This window comes from Halobacteriovorax sp. ZH5_bin.2 (assembly GCF_043196375.1).
Lineage (GTDB): Bacteria > Bdellovibrionota > Bacteriovoracia > Bacteriovoracales > Bacteriovoracaceae > Halobacteriovorax_A.
Genome location: NZ_JBEBMJ010000004.1, coordinates 312,717 through 327,749, shown reverse-complemented (window position 1 = coordinate 327,749; position 15,033 = coordinate 312,717). Strand labels below are relative to the sequence as shown.

19 protein-coding genes are annotated in these 15,033 nt (G+C 35.1%); 8 read left to right on the top strand and 11 right to left on the bottom strand.

Translation table 11 applies throughout. The features are described from left to right. Nucleotides 1–110 precede the first annotated feature (110 nt). Entirely contained in the window at nt 111–551 is a 441-nt protein-coding gene (locus tag ABMA76_RS12425; protein WP_392909607.1) for an indolepyruvate ferredoxin oxidoreductase subunit alpha, read from the top strand. A gap of 2 nt (nt 552–553) precedes the next feature. Here ABMA76_RS12425 and lspA read toward each other — a convergent pair whose 3' ends face one another. Genes lspA through ABMA76_RS12405 form a run of 4 tightly spaced genes read right to left on the bottom strand, consistent with a single transcriptional unit; the run spans nt 554 to nt 4,981 of the window. Further along, nucleotides 554–1,054, bottom strand: a complete 501-nt coding sequence (lspA, locus tag ABMA76_RS12420) for a signal peptidase II (protein ID WP_392861487.1) — start codon at nt 1,052–1,054, stop codon at nt 554–556. Next, a complete protein-coding gene (locus tag ABMA76_RS12415) occupies nt 1,051–2,553 on the bottom strand; it encodes a sigma-54-dependent transcriptional regulator (RefSeq protein WP_392909606.1) in 1,503 nt (500 codons plus the stop codon). The genes lspA and ABMA76_RS12415 overlap by 4 nt, the downstream gene beginning before the upstream one ends. Before the next feature lie 11 nt (nt 2,554–2,564). Then, nucleotides 2,565–4,442, bottom strand: coding sequence for an ATP-binding protein (locus ABMA76_RS12410; RefSeq protein ID WP_392909604.1), 1,878 nt, complete (start codon nt 4,440–4,442; stop codon nt 2,565–2,567). Further along, nucleotides 4,439–4,981 (bottom strand): hypothetical protein, encoded by a 543-nt coding sequence (locus ABMA76_RS12405; protein WP_392909603.1) that lies wholly within the window; start codon nt 4,979–4,981, stop codon nt 4,439–4,441. The genes ABMA76_RS12410 and ABMA76_RS12405 overlap by 4 nt, the downstream gene beginning before the upstream one ends. A 424-nt stretch (nt 4,982–5,405) precedes the next feature. On the opposite strand from ABMA76_RS12405, the gene ABMA76_RS12400 reads away from it, so the two are divergent. Further along, a complete protein-coding gene (locus ABMA76_RS12400; protein ID WP_021267579.1) occupies nt 5,406–6,239 on the top strand; it encodes a TIM barrel protein in 834 nt (277 codons plus the stop codon). 13 nt (nt 6,240–6,252) lie between these two features. On the opposite strand, the gene ABMA76_RS12395 is transcribed toward ABMA76_RS12400, so the two are convergent. From ABMA76_RS12395 to ABMA76_RS12385, 3 genes are read right to left on the bottom strand one after another with little or no spacing between them, the layout of a single operon-like run. After that, entirely contained in the window at nt 6,253–6,597 is a 345-nt protein-coding gene (locus ABMA76_RS12395; protein WP_392909601.1) for a hypothetical protein, read from the bottom strand. Nucleotides 6,598–6,628: 31 nt separating this feature from the next. Beyond that, the gene (locus tag ABMA76_RS12390; protein WP_392909600.1) at nt 6,629–7,066 is read right to left on the bottom strand and encodes a hypothetical protein; all 438 of its coding nucleotides are present in this window, start codon (nt 7,064–7,066) and stop codon (nt 6,629–6,631) included. 18 nt (nt 7,067–7,084) lie between these two features. After that, entirely contained in the window at nt 7,085–7,741 is a 657-nt protein-coding gene (locus ABMA76_RS12385) for a hypothetical protein (protein WP_392909598.1), read from the bottom strand. 86 nt (nt 7,742–7,827) lie between these two features. Here ABMA76_RS12385 and ABMA76_RS12380 point away from each other — a divergent pair, with 86 nt between their 5' ends. Continuing rightward, on the top strand, nt 7,828–8,016 hold the full coding sequence (locus ABMA76_RS12380) for a DUF362 domain-containing protein (protein WP_084710518.1): 189 nt from the start codon (nt 7,828–7,830) through the stop codon (nt 8,014–8,016). Here ABMA76_RS12380 and ABMA76_RS12375 read toward each other — a convergent pair. From ABMA76_RS12375 to ABMA76_RS12360, 4 genes are all read right to left on the bottom strand, one after another. Continuing rightward, complete coding sequence (locus ABMA76_RS12375; protein ID WP_392909597.1) at nt 8,004–8,831, bottom strand: NDP-sugar synthase; 828 nt, start codon at nt 8,829–8,831, stop codon at nt 8,004–8,006. The genes ABMA76_RS12380 and ABMA76_RS12375 overlap by 13 nt on opposite strands. After that, on the bottom strand, nt 8,824–9,765 hold the full coding sequence (locus tag ABMA76_RS12370; RefSeq protein WP_392909595.1) for a phosphotransferase: 942 nt from the start codon (nt 9,763–9,765) through the stop codon (nt 8,824–8,826). The genes ABMA76_RS12375 and ABMA76_RS12370 overlap by 8 nt, the downstream gene beginning before the upstream one ends. 12 nt (nt 9,766–9,777) lie before the next feature. Beyond that, on the bottom strand, nt 9,778–10,530 hold the full coding sequence (locus ABMA76_RS12365) for a hypothetical protein (RefSeq protein ID WP_392909594.1): 753 nt from the start codon (nt 10,528–10,530) through the stop codon (nt 9,778–9,780). Between the two features lie 70 nt (nt 10,531–10,600). After that, complete coding sequence (locus ABMA76_RS12360) at nt 10,601–11,260, bottom strand: LysM peptidoglycan-binding domain-containing protein (RefSeq protein ID WP_392909593.1); 660 nt, start codon at nt 11,258–11,260, stop codon at nt 10,601–10,603. Between the two features lie 120 nt (nt 11,261–11,380). Between ABMA76_RS12360 and ABMA76_RS12355 the strand changes: the two genes are divergently transcribed. The 5 genes from ABMA76_RS12355 (at nt 11,381) to ABMA76_RS12335 (ending at nt 15,030) form a co-directional block, all read left to right on the top strand. Then, nucleotides 11,381–12,328, top strand: a complete 948-nt coding sequence (locus ABMA76_RS12355; protein ID WP_392909591.1) for a hypothetical protein — start codon at nt 11,381–11,383, stop codon at nt 12,326–12,328. Beyond that, complete coding sequence (locus tag ABMA76_RS12350) at nt 12,318–12,518, top strand: hypothetical protein (RefSeq protein ID WP_392909590.1); 201 nt, start codon at nt 12,318–12,320, stop codon at nt 12,516–12,518. Before ABMA76_RS12355 ends, ABMA76_RS12350 begins: the two co-directional genes overlap by 11 nt. Next, the gene (gene folK / locus ABMA76_RS12345; protein WP_392909589.1) at nt 12,518–12,985 is read left to right on the top strand and encodes a 2-amino-4-hydroxy-6-hydroxymethyldihydropteridine diphosphokinase; all 468 of its coding nucleotides are present in this window, start codon (nt 12,518–12,520) and stop codon (nt 12,983–12,985) included. The genes ABMA76_RS12350 and folK overlap by 1 nt, the downstream gene beginning before the upstream one ends. Before the next feature lie 111 nt (nt 12,986–13,096). Further along, nucleotides 13,097–14,239, top strand: a complete 1,143-nt coding sequence (locus ABMA76_RS12340; RefSeq protein ID WP_392988976.1) for an acyl-CoA dehydrogenase family protein — start codon at nt 13,097–13,099, stop codon at nt 14,237–14,239. A 2-nt stretch (nt 14,240–14,241) separates the two neighbouring features. Continuing rightward, a complete protein-coding gene (locus tag ABMA76_RS12335; RefSeq protein WP_392909587.1) occupies nt 14,242–15,030 on the top strand; it encodes an electron transfer flavoprotein subunit beta/FixA family protein in 789 nt (262 codons plus the stop codon). Nucleotides 15,031–15,033 lie beyond the last annotated feature (3 nt).

The window sequence follows — 15,033 nt, the reverse complement described above, 5'->3', positions numbered from 1 at the left end:
ATATTGCTAAAGGACTATACCTAATGTATTTTAATCAGGCAAAAATCCCTTTTATGATGCGTTGATATACGTTAAAATACTGCTAATTAACTTAGTATTAGGAATTGCTAATGAGCGAAGATGTTAAATTTTTAGTGGAGAATCCTTACCACTCGGCACGTTTTAAGCCAGCACGTAAGGGTAAGAAAGGTCCAAAGCTACTAGCTGTTGTTCACCAGTCAGGTTGTACAGGTTGTGAGATCTGTATTCAAGGTTGTCCGGTTGATTCAATTGAACTAGTTCCAGGCCCTAATCCAACGAACCCACAATTTAATCAAACAGTTGAAATCGATCTTGCAAGATGTATCGGTTGTCAAAACTGTTCTCAAGACTGTCCTTGGGAAACGATTACAATGTATGAGCATAATGATGCTTTTGCTATTTGGGGACGTGAAACTCTTAAGTCAGAACTTTATGTCTCAGAAGAGTCACTTAATGAGTTACACAACGAATACGGAATCACAAAAGAAAAACCAAGCGAAGAATCAAATACAGAAGAAGAGAGCGCTTAAGCCTAGGCTTGAGCACTCTTCTTATTTCCACGAACTTCAGTTAAAAAATAATCAATAATATAAATACCTGCCGCAACAGATATTGATGCATCCGCTACATTGAATGCAGCAAAGTGCCATCCCTTATAATAGAAATCGAACATATCAACCACATAATCTAAAGAGATGCGATCAATAAGATTTCCCACTGCACCTGCAAAGATCATAGAATAAGCGAGACAGAGCATATAACTCTTTCTTCTAGAATCCCAGATTAGATAAACAAACCAGAAACATGCGATTACAGGTAAAATTTTAAAAAGGATCATTCTGATGACATCTGGAAATTCACTTCCCATCCCAAACGCGACACCAGGATTTTTCACATATGTTAAGTTAAAAAAACCAGGGATAACAGTAAGTGTCTCCCCTAACTTAAAACTAGATTGAATTGCCCCCTTAGAGAATTGATCTAAGAAAAGAATTCCAACAATTAGTAGTGTCATTTGCCAAATTCGATTCATTTATAAAATTCCTTAGGGTTAATTTCGTACTTTTCAATCTTCCTAAGAAGAGTCTTCTTAGGAATATTTGCCTTAAGTGCTGTTTGATTAATTTTACCATTGTTAATTTTCAACGCCTGAATGATAAATTCTTTTTCAAAGATATCTTTAGCTTGAGAAAAGTTAAGTCGTAGTTCACCGTCAACTTCACTTGTTGCAAATACAAATTGATATCCCTGAGCACTTGCAATCAGTTGTTCATCTTGACCAGCATCAGTTAGTACAGAGTCTTTAATTTCATCATAATCAATAATTGCCTGTGATTCTTCGACAACATTTTCTACAGTAACTGACTTTCTTATTTTATCCGGAAGAGACGTTGCTTTAATGATATCGCCGCTTTCAATAATGAAAGCGTGTTCAATAACGTTTCTAAGCTCACGAATATTTCCTGGCCAATCATGACCTTGCATAATTTTCATCGCCTCATCATCAAGGCCACTAATTTCTAGATTATGAACGTTGTTAAAATACTTAACATAGTAATCAACTAGGTGTGGAATATCAGAGTGTCTTTCTCTTAAAGGAGGTAAATAAACAGGAAGAACATTTAAGCGGTAGAATAAATCTTCTCTAAATGTTCCTTCTTCAATCATTTTTTCAAATGGTTTGTGAGAAGCCGCAATAACACGAACATCCGCTTTAATTTCTCTATTTGATCCTACAGGAGTGAAAGTTCCTTCCTGAAGAACTCGAAGTAGCTTTACTTGCATCGTTGGGGAAACATCACCGATTTCATCTAGAAATAAAGTTCCACCATCTGCAAACTGAAACTTACCGATCTTTCTTTCATTAGCGCCAGTAAAAGCACCTTTTTCGTGTCCGAACAACTCTGACTCAATTAAGTTTTCAGGTATGGCCGCTAAGTTGATCGTCACAAACTTCTCATCTTTTCTTGGTCCATTAAAGTGAATTGCACGAGCAACTAGTTCCTTACCAGTACCAGACTCACCACGAATTAAAACAGGTGTATTAACTTGCGCCAGCTTTCCAATAACATTGAAAACTTTTTGCATTACATCTGATTCGCCAACAAATTTATTCTTTGTATCACCAAGTGAAAGAACTGGTGCAGAAAACCCTACCGTTTCAACTAATGAACGGGCCTTGAGGGCACGCTTTATTAAAGAGACTAAGTTATCAGAACTAATTGGCTTTTCTAAATAATTGTAGGCACCTTCTTTTACGACCTTAACAGCGTCCGTAACATTAGAATAAGCTGTTAAAATAATAACGATAACAGAAGGGTCATGTTTTTTGATTTCCGTTAATGCTTCAATACCATCCATCTCAGGCATGTTTACGTCCATAACAACTAAGTCGTACTTAGTCTTATAAACTGCACTTAACGCCTCTTTTCCGTTGTCAGCAACATCTACTGCAAAGTGATGAAATTCAAGGGCCTCTCTTACTGAGGTTTGTAAAACTTTATCATCATCGACAACTAAAACCTTATGCATATGCACTCCATTTATTTATTCAAAAATTTAATTAGAAAACTAGTTCCCTCTCCAGGTGATGATGTTACAGAAATTTCACCCCCATGAAGTTCTACGAAGTATTTTACCAGATAAAGACCTAGACCGCTCCCCTTAATAATATGGGATGCATCATTTTTAACCCGATAAAACTTCTCAAATATATTATCGACATCGTCTTGGTCCATACCAACACCATTATCAGATATCTCAATAAAGACCCAAGTATCATCATCCCAAGTCTTAATATTAATAGCCTTTCCCTCTCCAGCATATTTAATCGAGTTCTCCACAATATTAGAAACAATTCGATTAACCAAGCTCACATCAATTTCGATTGGAAATAGCGGGCCAAGCTCTGTCTCAATAGTCATCTCTTTAGAGCGAGCTAAATAAGTTAAGCTATTCACACAGTCTTCGATGATCTTATTGACGTCTTTACTTTGTAAATTAAGAGAAATATTTCGCGACTCAACCTTTGTTAGGTCTAAAATCGAAGTAATGAAATTATTAAGTTCTTTTGTCGAATCAATAATAGTCTTAAGGCCATCGTGCATGTAGGTTTCCCCTCCACGATTACGTTGCAACATATTGTCTGCAACACCAGCAATTTTTGCGACAGGTGTTTTTAAGTCATGGCTCATTAAAGAGATAAAGTTTTGCTTTAAGTTTTCAACCCTTTTTAAGAGTTTTGTCTCTTCTTGTATTTTATATCGCCTTTGGTACTCACCGATGGCCCTAAAAGGTACCCAAATATAATAAACGACAAAGACAGTTAATAAGATATGGGTAATATAAAGCCAGAGCCCAAAGAGCAGAAAGATTAAATAAGAAAATAGAACTGTTCCAACAATGATCCCAAAAGTAATAAGTAGACCCTTAGCAGGTTGAATCCTAGAAATCACAATTGATAAGACGATACCAATTAGCATTGAAAGCAATTTCGTTACCCAAAGAGGTATTGAATAGATCAATTGATTTTCCATTAACGCCTTAGTCATATTGGCGTGAATTTCTAATTTAGATGTTCGTTTCTGATCCTTATCGAAAGGAGTCTTCGCGTAATGCCTTAAGTTCGAGATATATGCAGGGCCAATTAAAACAACTTTCCCATTAAAGTAACCACTTGGAATATTACCTACAACAACTCTATGCACCGGTAGTTTTTCAAGATGCTCAAGTGACCTTAGAGGATAGCGAAATAGACTAAAACTCGCATCAGCTTCTGGCATATAGTAAGCACTCTTTAGTTTATTTAGTACCAATGGTTCTTCATTATTAATAATTCTCCATTCGTTGGCCGTCCAAAAATCGAGTGTTTCTTCTCCCGAAATATTTAGAACCATTCTTCTAACAACATCATCTTTGGCAAATAGCTTACTATCAATATTTACCACTGCTGGAGAATAGCCGAGGTCTCTTAATTCTTGTGGAGGAAGACGCTCCCCCCAAGAATCAAGCTCTGATCCATAGCGATAAAGCCCACCTTGTTTCATATAGGCCTTAATTTCATCGTGGAGTGATTGTAAAGAAGCCGCCTCTCTCTCATTTAAAGGAGCCGATAAATCACCAAAGAAATTAATAATGGCCGGCTTATCCTTTAAGACTTTCCTAAATAACTTTAAATAAGTTGTATAAGTATATGGATAGCTCTCACCTAAGAACTCATCACTTTCTTCGTCAATTTTAATTAATACAATATTGTCATCATGAACAAGAGTCATGTCTAACTTAAGTCTTAAATCATAGAAGATCGCTTCAATGGACTGAAATTTGTATTGAAAAAGCACTGATAAAAAGACGACTGTAAAAAGCGCTGGATAGTATTTGGTAAAATCTAAATCTTTGAAGTACTTAAAAAAGTTCTTCATAGTAACTCACTTTGATGAAATCTTTCATCCATTGCATCTGGCGAACGAAGAATTGACCACATCGTTGTCGAGGCTACATTGAAATGAACATCATTAATCATTGCATTTTCTAAGTAGATTACCTTTTGAGCAACACCCCTCATATCCACACTCTCGTGTTTCTTATAATGGTAACTTTTGAAGCTATTTGAAAGTCGATTAAATAATCGCCTCGGTACCGCAAACATATAGCGAAAAACGGCCTCCGCTCTAGCAAGCTTAAAAATCCAGTTAAAAATGCCACGCCAAAATAGAAGAACGATTAATATGTGAGTTAATACTTTTGCATTAATTGTTTCGTTAAAGCTGAGTTCTGCCTCTAAGTATTTATCCATCTCAGAGGGGCTCAGGTTCTCTATAACTGCAGAGTTTATAATGACGTAACCCGAACCCAGAAGGCTTCCCATTACGAAAAATGGAGCACTCTTACTCTCAAAGAACTTCAATCTCCCCTTATTACCTCTGAAGTGAAGTCCATTTATTTTATTAAAAATGGCCACGTGTTCCTTCTTGTCTAACCGAATTGGGTTTAGTCTAGATAAAACAATAGAAGGAATAATGTAAGTAAATGAAATTACATAAATTAATGTAGCTAGAGTGATCGAACTCGAAATATGTAGGTTCGTACTAAATACAATGAAGCCTCCGGCCAGGAAAAATACCTGAATGAAGATGATAAAAAGACTTAATAAATATGAAATTAATACACTAAACAAATTTTTGTCCCTATTTTTTTTACAAGATATTCTCTAATTATAGACCCAAATCCAAAATCCGGCTATAAGTCATCTGAATCACAGTTAGACAAAAGCGCATATATATGAAGCGCCAGGCACTAAATTTTGCAGTGCGACTATTGTGGAATCCTTAATTGTGATACACAAGGCATTAACGTTTTAAATATAAGCAGAAGGGGTATTTTGAATGCATACTAAGCTACTTTTTGGTACAGCAGGTGTTCCTAATTCTACAGTTAAAAAGAACAATCCAGTAGAAGGTGTTAAAAGAATTCACGAACTTGGACTTGATTGTATGCAACTTGAGTTTGCACACGGCGTAAGAATGAAGGAAGAAGTTTCTTCAAATCTAAGAAAAGTATCATATGAGCTAGGCGTTCCATTAACTTCACACGGCCCATACTATATCAACCTAAATGCTAGAGAGCAGGATAAGATTGATTCTTCAGTTGAAAGAATCATTCAAACGGCAAAGATCTCTGACCTTTGTGGTGCAGAATCAATGACTTTCCACGCAGCTTTCTACATGAAAGATTCTCCATATGATGTATTCGACTTAGTTGAAAAATCAATGAATGTAATCGAAGAAAGACTAAGCAGACTTGATATCGAAATTGAGCTACGTCCAGAACTAACAGGAAAGACTTCACAGTTTGGTTCACTAGAAGAGCTAATCAGCTTAACGAAGAATGTAGACTCTTGTCGCCCATGTATGGACTTCTCTCACCTATATGCACGTACTAATCAGTACAACTCTGAAGAAGAGTTTGATGAGGTAATTGCAAAACTAAAAGAAGAATTAGGTGAAGACTCAGTTAAAAATATGCACATTCATATTTCAGGAATCAGCACTAACTCTAAAGGTGATCTAAAACACCTTAACCTTGAGAAGTCTGACTTCAACTGGAAAGACCTTCTTAAGTCACTTAAGAAAAATGGTTGTGGTGGATACATGATTTGTAACTCACCAAACCTAGAAGATGATGCATTAATGCTTAAAAATTACTACAATACACTATAAAAAAAAGCGGCTTCTAAGCCGCTTTTTTTATTTCTTCATATTCTTTTGTTTCAATAAAAATATCTTCATCCATCATATAAACAACCAAGTCCTCATGGGTATTGAGAACTTCTTTTAGGCCATCGTTAAGGGCCTTGTCATAAAGCTTCAACTCGATAAAGCTCGTTTTTTTGAGGTCATCTATAAAGGAAAGACCTTGAGGGAAATCGACAAATGTAGCGCCTATCCAAAGTCGATATGACTTAATTTCTGAAATATAATTTAGTTGATGAGCATTAGAATTGGCACTTTCTGTTAAATTGAAAGTCTCACCAACAAGTTTCTCAAATGAAAGATCTAAGATTTTACCGCTTTTCACGCCTTACTTATCGGTAAGGAAAGAAGATATCTTAACGAACGTCAGTCTCTTTAAATTCGTAAAATGACTTCACATCACTAATATCTGATATTAACCACTTATCATCCTTTTTAATAATAAGAGCTATCTTTTTAACTGAAATTGAGACATCTTGTTTTGTTTTCCCATCAGTGGCCTCATCGTCATAAGAAACTGAATATGTGATTGAGCACTCATCTCCTGAACAGTTCTTGTATACAATAGACAAACGAGACTTCTCAAATTTAGACATTTCATTTAGCTTCTTTGGATCATCATTTAATGCCTGAGTGTATTCCTCAAGTAGGCTTCCTGTTAAGTAGTCCTCTAAATCATCCACTTTAATTTCGTCATTAAGTCTTTTTTCAATAAAGCTTCTTAAAACACCTTCCGGTGATTTGTTAGAGTTACATGAAATAAAAACTAATAAGATGATTAAATACTTAAACATTAAATGATCCTTCCTAGATTATAATGAAACTATTCCTCGACGTTTCAAAATATTATAAAGTGTAATCCAGTTATAATTATTATCTTCAACAGTTGATAATAACTTTAATCCATATCCACCTGGGTAAACTAATTCGACACAAAAATTATCAATAAATTTCTTACCTTCATATTCTAACTCAAATTCTACTTTCTCGCCCTTAGATATTTTCTCACTAGTATAAATAACGATACCTTTATCATCACAGTTAGAAACCTTAACAGGTAAACAAGAACCAGAAGATAAGTAGACATTCCCTTCAAGTGAGCAGAAGCCATCAAAATTGAAATTTTCTCTTGTAAAGATTGGCTTAAAGATGGCCTGTGCTAATTCTTCTTTTAATAACAGGATCATATTATATGAAACTAATAAGAAGATAACGGCCATAAGGAGAATAATTTTGTCGTACTCAACTAGGAATAAGGAAAAAACCTTATAAAAGATATTAAGCACAAAAACCGACAAGATCACTATGGTAAGTTCTCCCATAAATAGAATCTTAAAGAGTAAAAAAACTGCTAGTGCCGTTGTTATTTTATATGTTGTAAGAATTCCAATGAAGCGATTTAAGTCAATTGCTGAAACATCTGCATCAAGTGAGTAACATGTGTGCAGAAAGAACAGTGAAAATACCACAAACAGAATATTTAGCAATTTGAATGTTAGAGTGTCAGTATTGTGCAATTGTTACCTTAAATTTCAAAGTTTGTTATAATTAATATATGGATTATTATCTCGAAATTTCTTCACGTTGTATAGAGTGTGATAACTGCAGGCTCATTTGCCCAGAAAAGGCCATTTTTATGGACAAGGGTAAATATACAATTGAACCATGGGCATGCACTTTGTGTAATGCATGTACTCTTGTTTGCCCCGTAGACTGCATTAAAGAAGTTACTCAAAAAGAATAGTCTATTCCCTCATAAGAAATCGTACGTGTGTCAAAATTAAATGTGACCCCTGCCCACTCCATAGTAGTAGTTGACTTGAAATCGACGCCGTCTAGCTCTTCGATTGCCGCAACAAACTTCTTAATAACTGCAGGAAGATTTTCAAGCTCAGATATAATATCAATATACTTATCTAAAGTTCCTAGATCTAAAAAGATAGGCTCTTTAGGTAAACTCATATGAACATTTTTGTTTTTAAAATCGGCCACTGTTTTAAAAAAAGAAGATTCACCCTCGACTTGAGGAATCTTACCTAAGTCTAAAATCCCTACCCCTGAATAAGTTAAATAACTGCTAGTACCATCATGAGGAGCGATACTCGTTAACTTTCCATCAATAACTTTTGTCTCGTTATAAGAAGCATTATGATCAACTTCAATTGCATATAGATGTGCAATAGCGTCATCTTCATCCATTCGTTTAATATCAGCGCTAATTTGAGAAAAGTCGAAAAAATAAAACTGATCAGAATTAATAATGAAAATAATCTCATTATCAACATAATTTTTTAGATTGTGGATACAACCACCACTTCCAAGAATCGCCGGTTCATGAAGTAAGACAACATCTTTTCCTTGCGCCCAGCTCTCCATCTCTTCATGACAATGATGTGAATTAATATAAATTTTTTCACAACCTAACATTTTAGCATACGCAACTTGTAAATCTAACAGTCTAAGATTAAAGAAGGGCCATAAAGGTTTAGGGATAATTTTACCTAAATTCCCCATTCTCGTACCGAATCCGGCGCTTGCGATGAAACATGTCTTAATCATCTAAACCTCTTTTTAAAATTTCAGAAAAAGATCTAAACGCCTCAATTGAACTCTTCTCACAAATACTAACTAGTTTCTTTAAATTTGTTGGAATAAACTGAAGATAACCTTCTTTGTTCTTATCTATCTTTAAGTACGCAAAACTTCCAAGAGCTTTGAATGTTCGTTGTACTTGGACGATATGATAATCATGGTCATACTTTTTAAAGAATTCTTTATCATATGTAAGGAGTAATTTCTTTTTTTCTTCTTCAGAAAATTCAATGTAACAGTCGTCAATAAGTGAGACTAAATCGTACATTTTAGGCCCTACTCTCATATCCTGATAGTCAATGTGATATAGAGTATTATCCTTCACATATAAATTATTCGAATGATAATCGCGATGACAAACAACATCCCTATGAGATTCATAATAATCAATAATGATTTCCCGAACACCTTTAACAATATCGCACTCTTTCGAGTTCAAAGTAACACCCAGGTATTGATTCAAGAAATAATCACAAGCTAGATCAAACTCAAACCCAATCTTTTCTCTATCAAAGATTCGATCCATACAAAATTCCAAAGGCATCTTTTGATATTTTTTAATATCTTCTACTGCTTGGATATGCTTGCTTAGACCTGATTTTTCATAAAAATCCTTAAGTGAAACACTGCCAATATCTTCTAATACAAGAATTGAGAACTCTGGATCATAATAATAAATCTTAGGTGTTTTGATATTATCTAAAATATTATTTGTGACTATATTAAAATCACAACTTTGTTGACCATTAGATGATTCAACACATATTACAAAAGACTGCGACTCATTAGTTAATCGATAATACTCTCTACTTGAAGCATCACCAGAGAGTTTCTCCAGTAAACTCTTATCATTATAGAAACCAGCTTCTTTCAGCTTATGTATGATTGATTCTTTATTCATCCTAAATACTCATTAGATACTTTCTTTAAAATAGTAAAATTGTCGTGATGAATTTTTTTCGAAAATTAAATTTTCATCTTCACCACTATTTACCATATAGTTTTTCAGTAAGAATTCTTCTTTTGATAATTCGTGAGAGTGAACTCCCTGCACGCTAAAGCTAATTGATTGACGGTTTAAAGTTTGCAACCATAGAAGACGCGCTTCAGGATCATATCCTGACTTTATTAAAACTTCGTACACTAGATTATTTAAGTCACGCTTAGCATTTAAATCTAGACTATTGATACGAATCATATCATCAATCGTATATGAGTTAAGTGGGATAAGCTTCTTTTTTTCATAAATTCCAATTTTACTTCTAATCAGCTCTCCGAGCAGAACAGCAACAAAGATATTCTCACTATTCATATAGTTTCTTAGAAGGCCCCTAGACATAAAAACATTATTTTTTGGAAGGGAAAAATAGAAATTTCGATTATCTTCAACGATATAGAAATTAATTCCAAAGTCATCTTTTTGAAAGAGACCTTGGTTATTAAGATAAAGCTCTTTTGCTATTTTATTTAAATAACGACGCGATCTTTGATTTGGTTTTTTAACTTTATTATTTTCAATGAATAAGTTAGCGATCCCTTCAAGATGATTCAAGTAATCTTGCGATGTGAATGTGTCTTGGTAGTTATAAGGATATTCGTTATCGTTCTTATAAAGATAAGTACATGACGTTAGAGTAAATATTGTTAAAAAGATTAAAATTCTCATTATCTATAAAGTAAAAAATAAAAAAGCTCTCAAAATGAGAGCTTTATATAACTAATCTATTATACATGAATTACATAGACTCGGAAGCAACATCTCTTTCCTCAGGAACATAATAAAGAGTAAAACCAGCAAAAATTAAGTTAGGATCTTTAATCATATCTCTATTATTATCCCAAATAGATCTCCACTTCGCAGGAGTTCCATATTTGTCTTGTGAAATAACACCAAGTGTTTCACCTCTTCTAATTAGGTGAGGTAGTCCAACTGGATTCCAGTTAAACTGACCGCTTTGATATTTAATTTTATCACCAGCTTGAAGGCCATCAGCTAAAGCTTCTTGGTTCATTGCTTGAATATCTCTCCATTTTCTGTAGTCACCATATAATTTAAAAGCAATCCACATAAGAGTTTCACCTTTTTGAACTTCATAATAGTCTGAAGCTGTAACGACGACATCTTTTTCTAAAGCAACATTTTCTTCTAGTAGAATTTCATCTGTAGGAGAAACAGGCTCACTTCCTAGCACTGCAACTGATTCTTCAGATGATGGCATTGCAGTTTCTTCTAATTGGTCTAAGTCTTCATTTGCATCAACTACAAAGTCAGAGTCATCAATAGAGACTTCTTCTGTCTGCTCAGCAACCGCTACTTCGCCTTCTTTATTTTTGAAGAATGAACATGAAGTAAACGTTAAAGATGAGACTAAAAATAATAATGATATCTTTTTCATGGTATATTACCCCTTTTAAATAGTAACAATTATATGTAATTCCCTTCGGTTACTTTTTAATAGATATTTAAATATTAACCGCCTAGACTAATTTCTTCATGCGATGTACAATTTTTCCGTATGAAGAATATATTGATCCTATTCTTACTATTTTTATCAACTACTGCCTTTTCTCAAAGTGCAGTAAATGACTTCTCTAATTCAGCTAACTATGACTTAGCTAATGAAAAGCTATTAAGAATTTCAGGAACAAGAAGAATTATTCTTGTTAGCAACAGTCAGGATAGCTTCGCTAAAGGCGACTATATTACTATCCTTATTAATAAGGTACCTGTTGCTCGTGGAGTCGTTCCAAAACAAGAAGAAAATCAAGCGGCCGTTAAAATCACAAAAATTTACGATGAGGATTTATTCAAGAACTTCTTTGTTAATCAAGACGTTCAAATCCTTCGTGGTGATGACTCAGCTTATGGCAAGCCTTCTGAAAATCCAGAAGATCAATTTAAAATAACGGATAGTGAATCACTATACGATGATACTACTTTATTAGAAGAAGACCTGTATGGTGAAGACAACCAACAAACAGGTGTTATAAAAAACGATAATATTGCATCTGTGGGTATAGGGCTTGTTGATGGTTTTAATACAGCAGGAAAACAAGATACAAATACTCAATACAATGCCGCTTGGTCATTTCAAATTGAAAAAAACATTTGGGTTGAAGGATTTATTGGGAGACACTTAATCCGTGCCTTTCCTGCTGAAGATATCGATACCGCTGTTAACCAGTATATCTTCAGAGCAAAGTATGCTTTTGAAGGCCCTCTATACACAGTCTTTATGCCATATGTAGGTTATAAGTTTGCAACTGCTGACAGCCCTGGTGCAGGAGATGTATCTAAGGTTGGTAGTGATCAAGCGCAAAGAGAACTTGACCTTGTAGCAAGTGTCGAACAAGATGAATTTGTCTTTGGTGCGACAGGGTTCAAAAGACTTGTTCCTGGTTGGTTTTTACGTGTAGACATTGGAACAGATGTAATGGGAGTCGGACTTGCACTTGAGTTCTAAAATATTTTTCGTCTTTATTTCTTTTGTTTTTGTCTCATGTGGAGTTAAAGCTCCGCCAAAACCTAAGAATGATAATTTCCCTTCATTTATTGAACAAAATAAAAAAGTACTAAGGCCTAAGACACAAACCAAGAGTAATGACAAAGAAGAAGAAGCTAAGAAGTCTTCTAAACAGTCTAATTCAAACTAATGAATATCATCTTTAGCCTCGGTTCTAATTTAGATAACAAAACAGAGTTGCTTCTTAGCGCAACTAAAGAAATCGAATTGGCCCTAAATGCCAAGGCATATTTAAGTCGAATTTTTGAAACACCACCTTTTGGCCCACAAGATCAACCAAATTTTTACAATATGGCCCTAGAGATTGAGACGAATAAAACATTTGGGCCAGAAGAGATTTTGCACATTGCAAAAGAAATTGAAGTAAAGCTAGGGCGTAAACACCGCTACCACTGGGGCCCAAGAGAAATTGATATCGATATTATTTTTATTGATAAATTAAATTATCACTCAGAGAACTTAACTATTCCCCATAAAGAATTTAGAAAAAGAAGTTTTGTTCTCGAACCATTAAAAGATCTTCCAAGCTACAACGACTATAAGTCATATTATAAAATTCTAGATCTAGACAATAATGATGCAACACCACTCGAATAGTACCATCGTGTTTTATTACGGTATCTTAAGCCTTTATTACCTATTTACTAAATACTGAAAACATATCTATAATAATGTCACATTATCTTTCGAACAATAGGTTCCATCATGATCAACTTTGAATTAACTTCCGAGCAAAAAGAAATTCGAGACCTTGCAATGAAATTTGCAAAGAATGAAATGATGCCGAAAGCTGGCGAATATGATGAGAAGGCCCAAATGCCTCTCGAGATTCTTCGCAAAGCGTGGGAGCTAGGACTAGTTAACACTTGTATTCCAGCAGAATACGGCGGTGCAGGCTTTTCAACTATTGATTCAATGATTATAACAGAAGCACTAGCTTACGGTTGTCTAGGAATGAATACAGCGATCATGGCAAATGATCTTGCCCTCCTTCCAATTGTTATCGGTGGTAATGACGAGCAAAAGAAGAAATTCCTAACTCCTTTTACTGAAGATTACAAAATTGCAGCCTTCTGCTTAACTGAGCCTGGTTACGGATCAGATGCAGCAGGCATCAAAACAACAATCAAAGATAATGGTGACCACTACTTATTAAATGGAAATAAGATGTGGATTACAAATGCAGGCTATGCAGATCTTTTTGTCGTTTATGCAACAACAGACACCGCACTAAAGCACAAAGGTATCACGGCACTTGTTATTGATGGGAAAGCCGAGGGTATCGAGCTTGGTGAAAAAGAGAATAAAATGGGACATCGCTGTTCTGATACAAGAGCAGTTACATTTACAAATGTAAAAGTCCCAAAAGAGAATATCTTGGGTGGGCCAGGTCAAGGTTGGCCAATTGCTATGGCCACATTAAACCACTCAAGGCCAATGGTTGCTAGCTCAGCAGTAGGTGGAGCTCAATGTGCCATGGACCATGCAGTTAAGTATGCAGGAGAAAGAATACAATTTGGAGTACCTCTTTCTCGCCATCAAGCTATTCAAATGATGATTGCCGATATGGGAATTGAAATTGAAGCCGCACGCCTACTTGTTCAAAAAGCAGCATGGTCAATTGATAATGGAAAACCAAATCCAGAACTTTCTTCATATTCAAAGGCTAAAGCCGCTGATATGTTCATGAAAGTTGCAACAGATGCGGTACAAGTATTCGGTGGCTATGGATATAGCAAAGAGTACCCAGTTGAAAAAATAATGAGAGACGCCAAACTCATTCAAATATATGAAGGCACTTCACAAATACAAAGATTAGTTATTGCTAAAGAAATTTTTACAAGGAGCTAAAATTGAACATTTTTGTATGTATTAAACAAGTTCCAGACACGGAAACTAAAATTACTCCAAATGGTGATGGATCTTATATCGAAACTTCTTCGATTAAGTGGATCATGAATCCATATGATGAATTTGCGGTAGAGCAAGCTCTACTTACTAAAGCTGCTAATAGTGGTTCAACTGTTACAGTTGTTAGAGTTGGTGGTGTTAAGGACACTGAAGCACTAAGAACTGCTCTTGCAATGGGTGCAGACGATGCAATCCTAGTTGAAGCAGATGACAACTTAGATTCTTACATGACTGCTAAGGCACTTAAGGGTGCAATCGAAAAGTCAGGTAAAAACCCAGATGTAATCTTCACTGGAAAACAAGCTATTGATGACGATTGTCTTCAAGTTCCACAACTTCTAGCACAAATGCTAGGAATGCCTTCTGTAACTGTTGTTGATGGTTGCGAAGAAGCAGGTGGGAAATACACTCTTAAAAGAGAAATCGAAGGTGGAGCACTAGAAGTTTATGAAGTAACTTCTCCAGCTGTTATCGCTGCTAACAAAGGTCTAAATAGCCCACGTTACGCTTCTCTACCTGGTATCATGAAAGCTAAGAGAAAGCCTCTTGCTCAACACTCACTGTCAGATGTAGGTGTATCTGCTGATGATCGTCGTGTTAAGTATTCAGGTTTCCAACTTCCACCAGAAAAACCAGCTGGTAAGAAATTTGATGCAATGGATGAAGCTGCTCAAGCAGGTGTTGTTGCTGAAGTTGTTAAGCTTTTAAGAGAAGAAGCTAAGGTTATCTAAGGG

What these genes read in the sequence shown, in the direction of transcription:
- ABMA76_RS12425 (WP_392909607.1), top strand. Translation starts at nt 111, where the DNA reads ATGAGCGAAGATGTTAAATTTTTAGTGGAGAATCCTTACCACTCGGCA.
- lspA (WP_392861487.1), bottom strand. Translation starts at nt 1,054, where the DNA reads ATGAATCGAATTTGGCAAATGACACTACTAATTGTTGGAATTCTTTTC.
- ABMA76_RS12415 (WP_392909606.1), bottom strand. Translation starts at nt 2,553, where the DNA reads ATGCATAAGGTTTTAGTTGTCGATGATGATAAAGTTTTACAAACCTCA.
- ABMA76_RS12410 (WP_392909604.1), bottom strand. Translation starts at nt 4,442, where the DNA reads ATGAAGAACTTTTTTAAGTACTTCAAAGATTTAGATTTTACCAAATAC.
- ABMA76_RS12400 (WP_021267579.1), top strand. Translation starts at nt 5,406, where the DNA reads ATGCATACTAAGCTACTTTTTGGTACAGCAGGTGTTCCTAATTCTACA.
- ABMA76_RS12390 (WP_392909600.1), bottom strand. Translation starts at nt 7,066, where the DNA reads ATGTTTAAGTATTTAATCATCTTATTAGTTTTTATTTCATGTAACTCT.
- ABMA76_RS12380 (WP_084710518.1), top strand. Translation starts at nt 7,828, where the DNA reads ATGGATTATTATCTCGAAATTTCTTCACGTTGTATAGAGTGTGATAAC.
- ABMA76_RS12375 (WP_392909597.1), bottom strand. Translation starts at nt 8,831, where the DNA reads ATGATTAAGACATGTTTCATCGCAAGCGCCGGATTCGGTACGAGAATG.
- ABMA76_RS12370 (WP_392909595.1), bottom strand. Translation starts at nt 9,765, where the DNA reads ATGAATAAAGAATCAATCATACATAAGCTGAAAGAAGCTGGTTTCTAT.
- ABMA76_RS12365 (WP_392909594.1), bottom strand. Translation starts at nt 10,530, where the DNA reads ATGAGAATTTTAATCTTTTTAACAATATTTACTCTAACGTCATGTACT.
- ABMA76_RS12360 (WP_392909593.1), bottom strand. Translation starts at nt 11,260, where the DNA reads ATGAAAAAGATATCATTATTATTTTTAGTCTCATCTTTAACGTTTACT.
- ABMA76_RS12355 (WP_392909591.1), top strand. Translation starts at nt 11,381, where the DNA reads ATGAAGAATATATTGATCCTATTCTTACTATTTTTATCAACTACTGCC.
- folK (WP_392909589.1), top strand. Translation starts at nt 12,518, where the DNA reads ATGAATATCATCTTTAGCCTCGGTTCTAATTTAGATAACAAAACAGAG.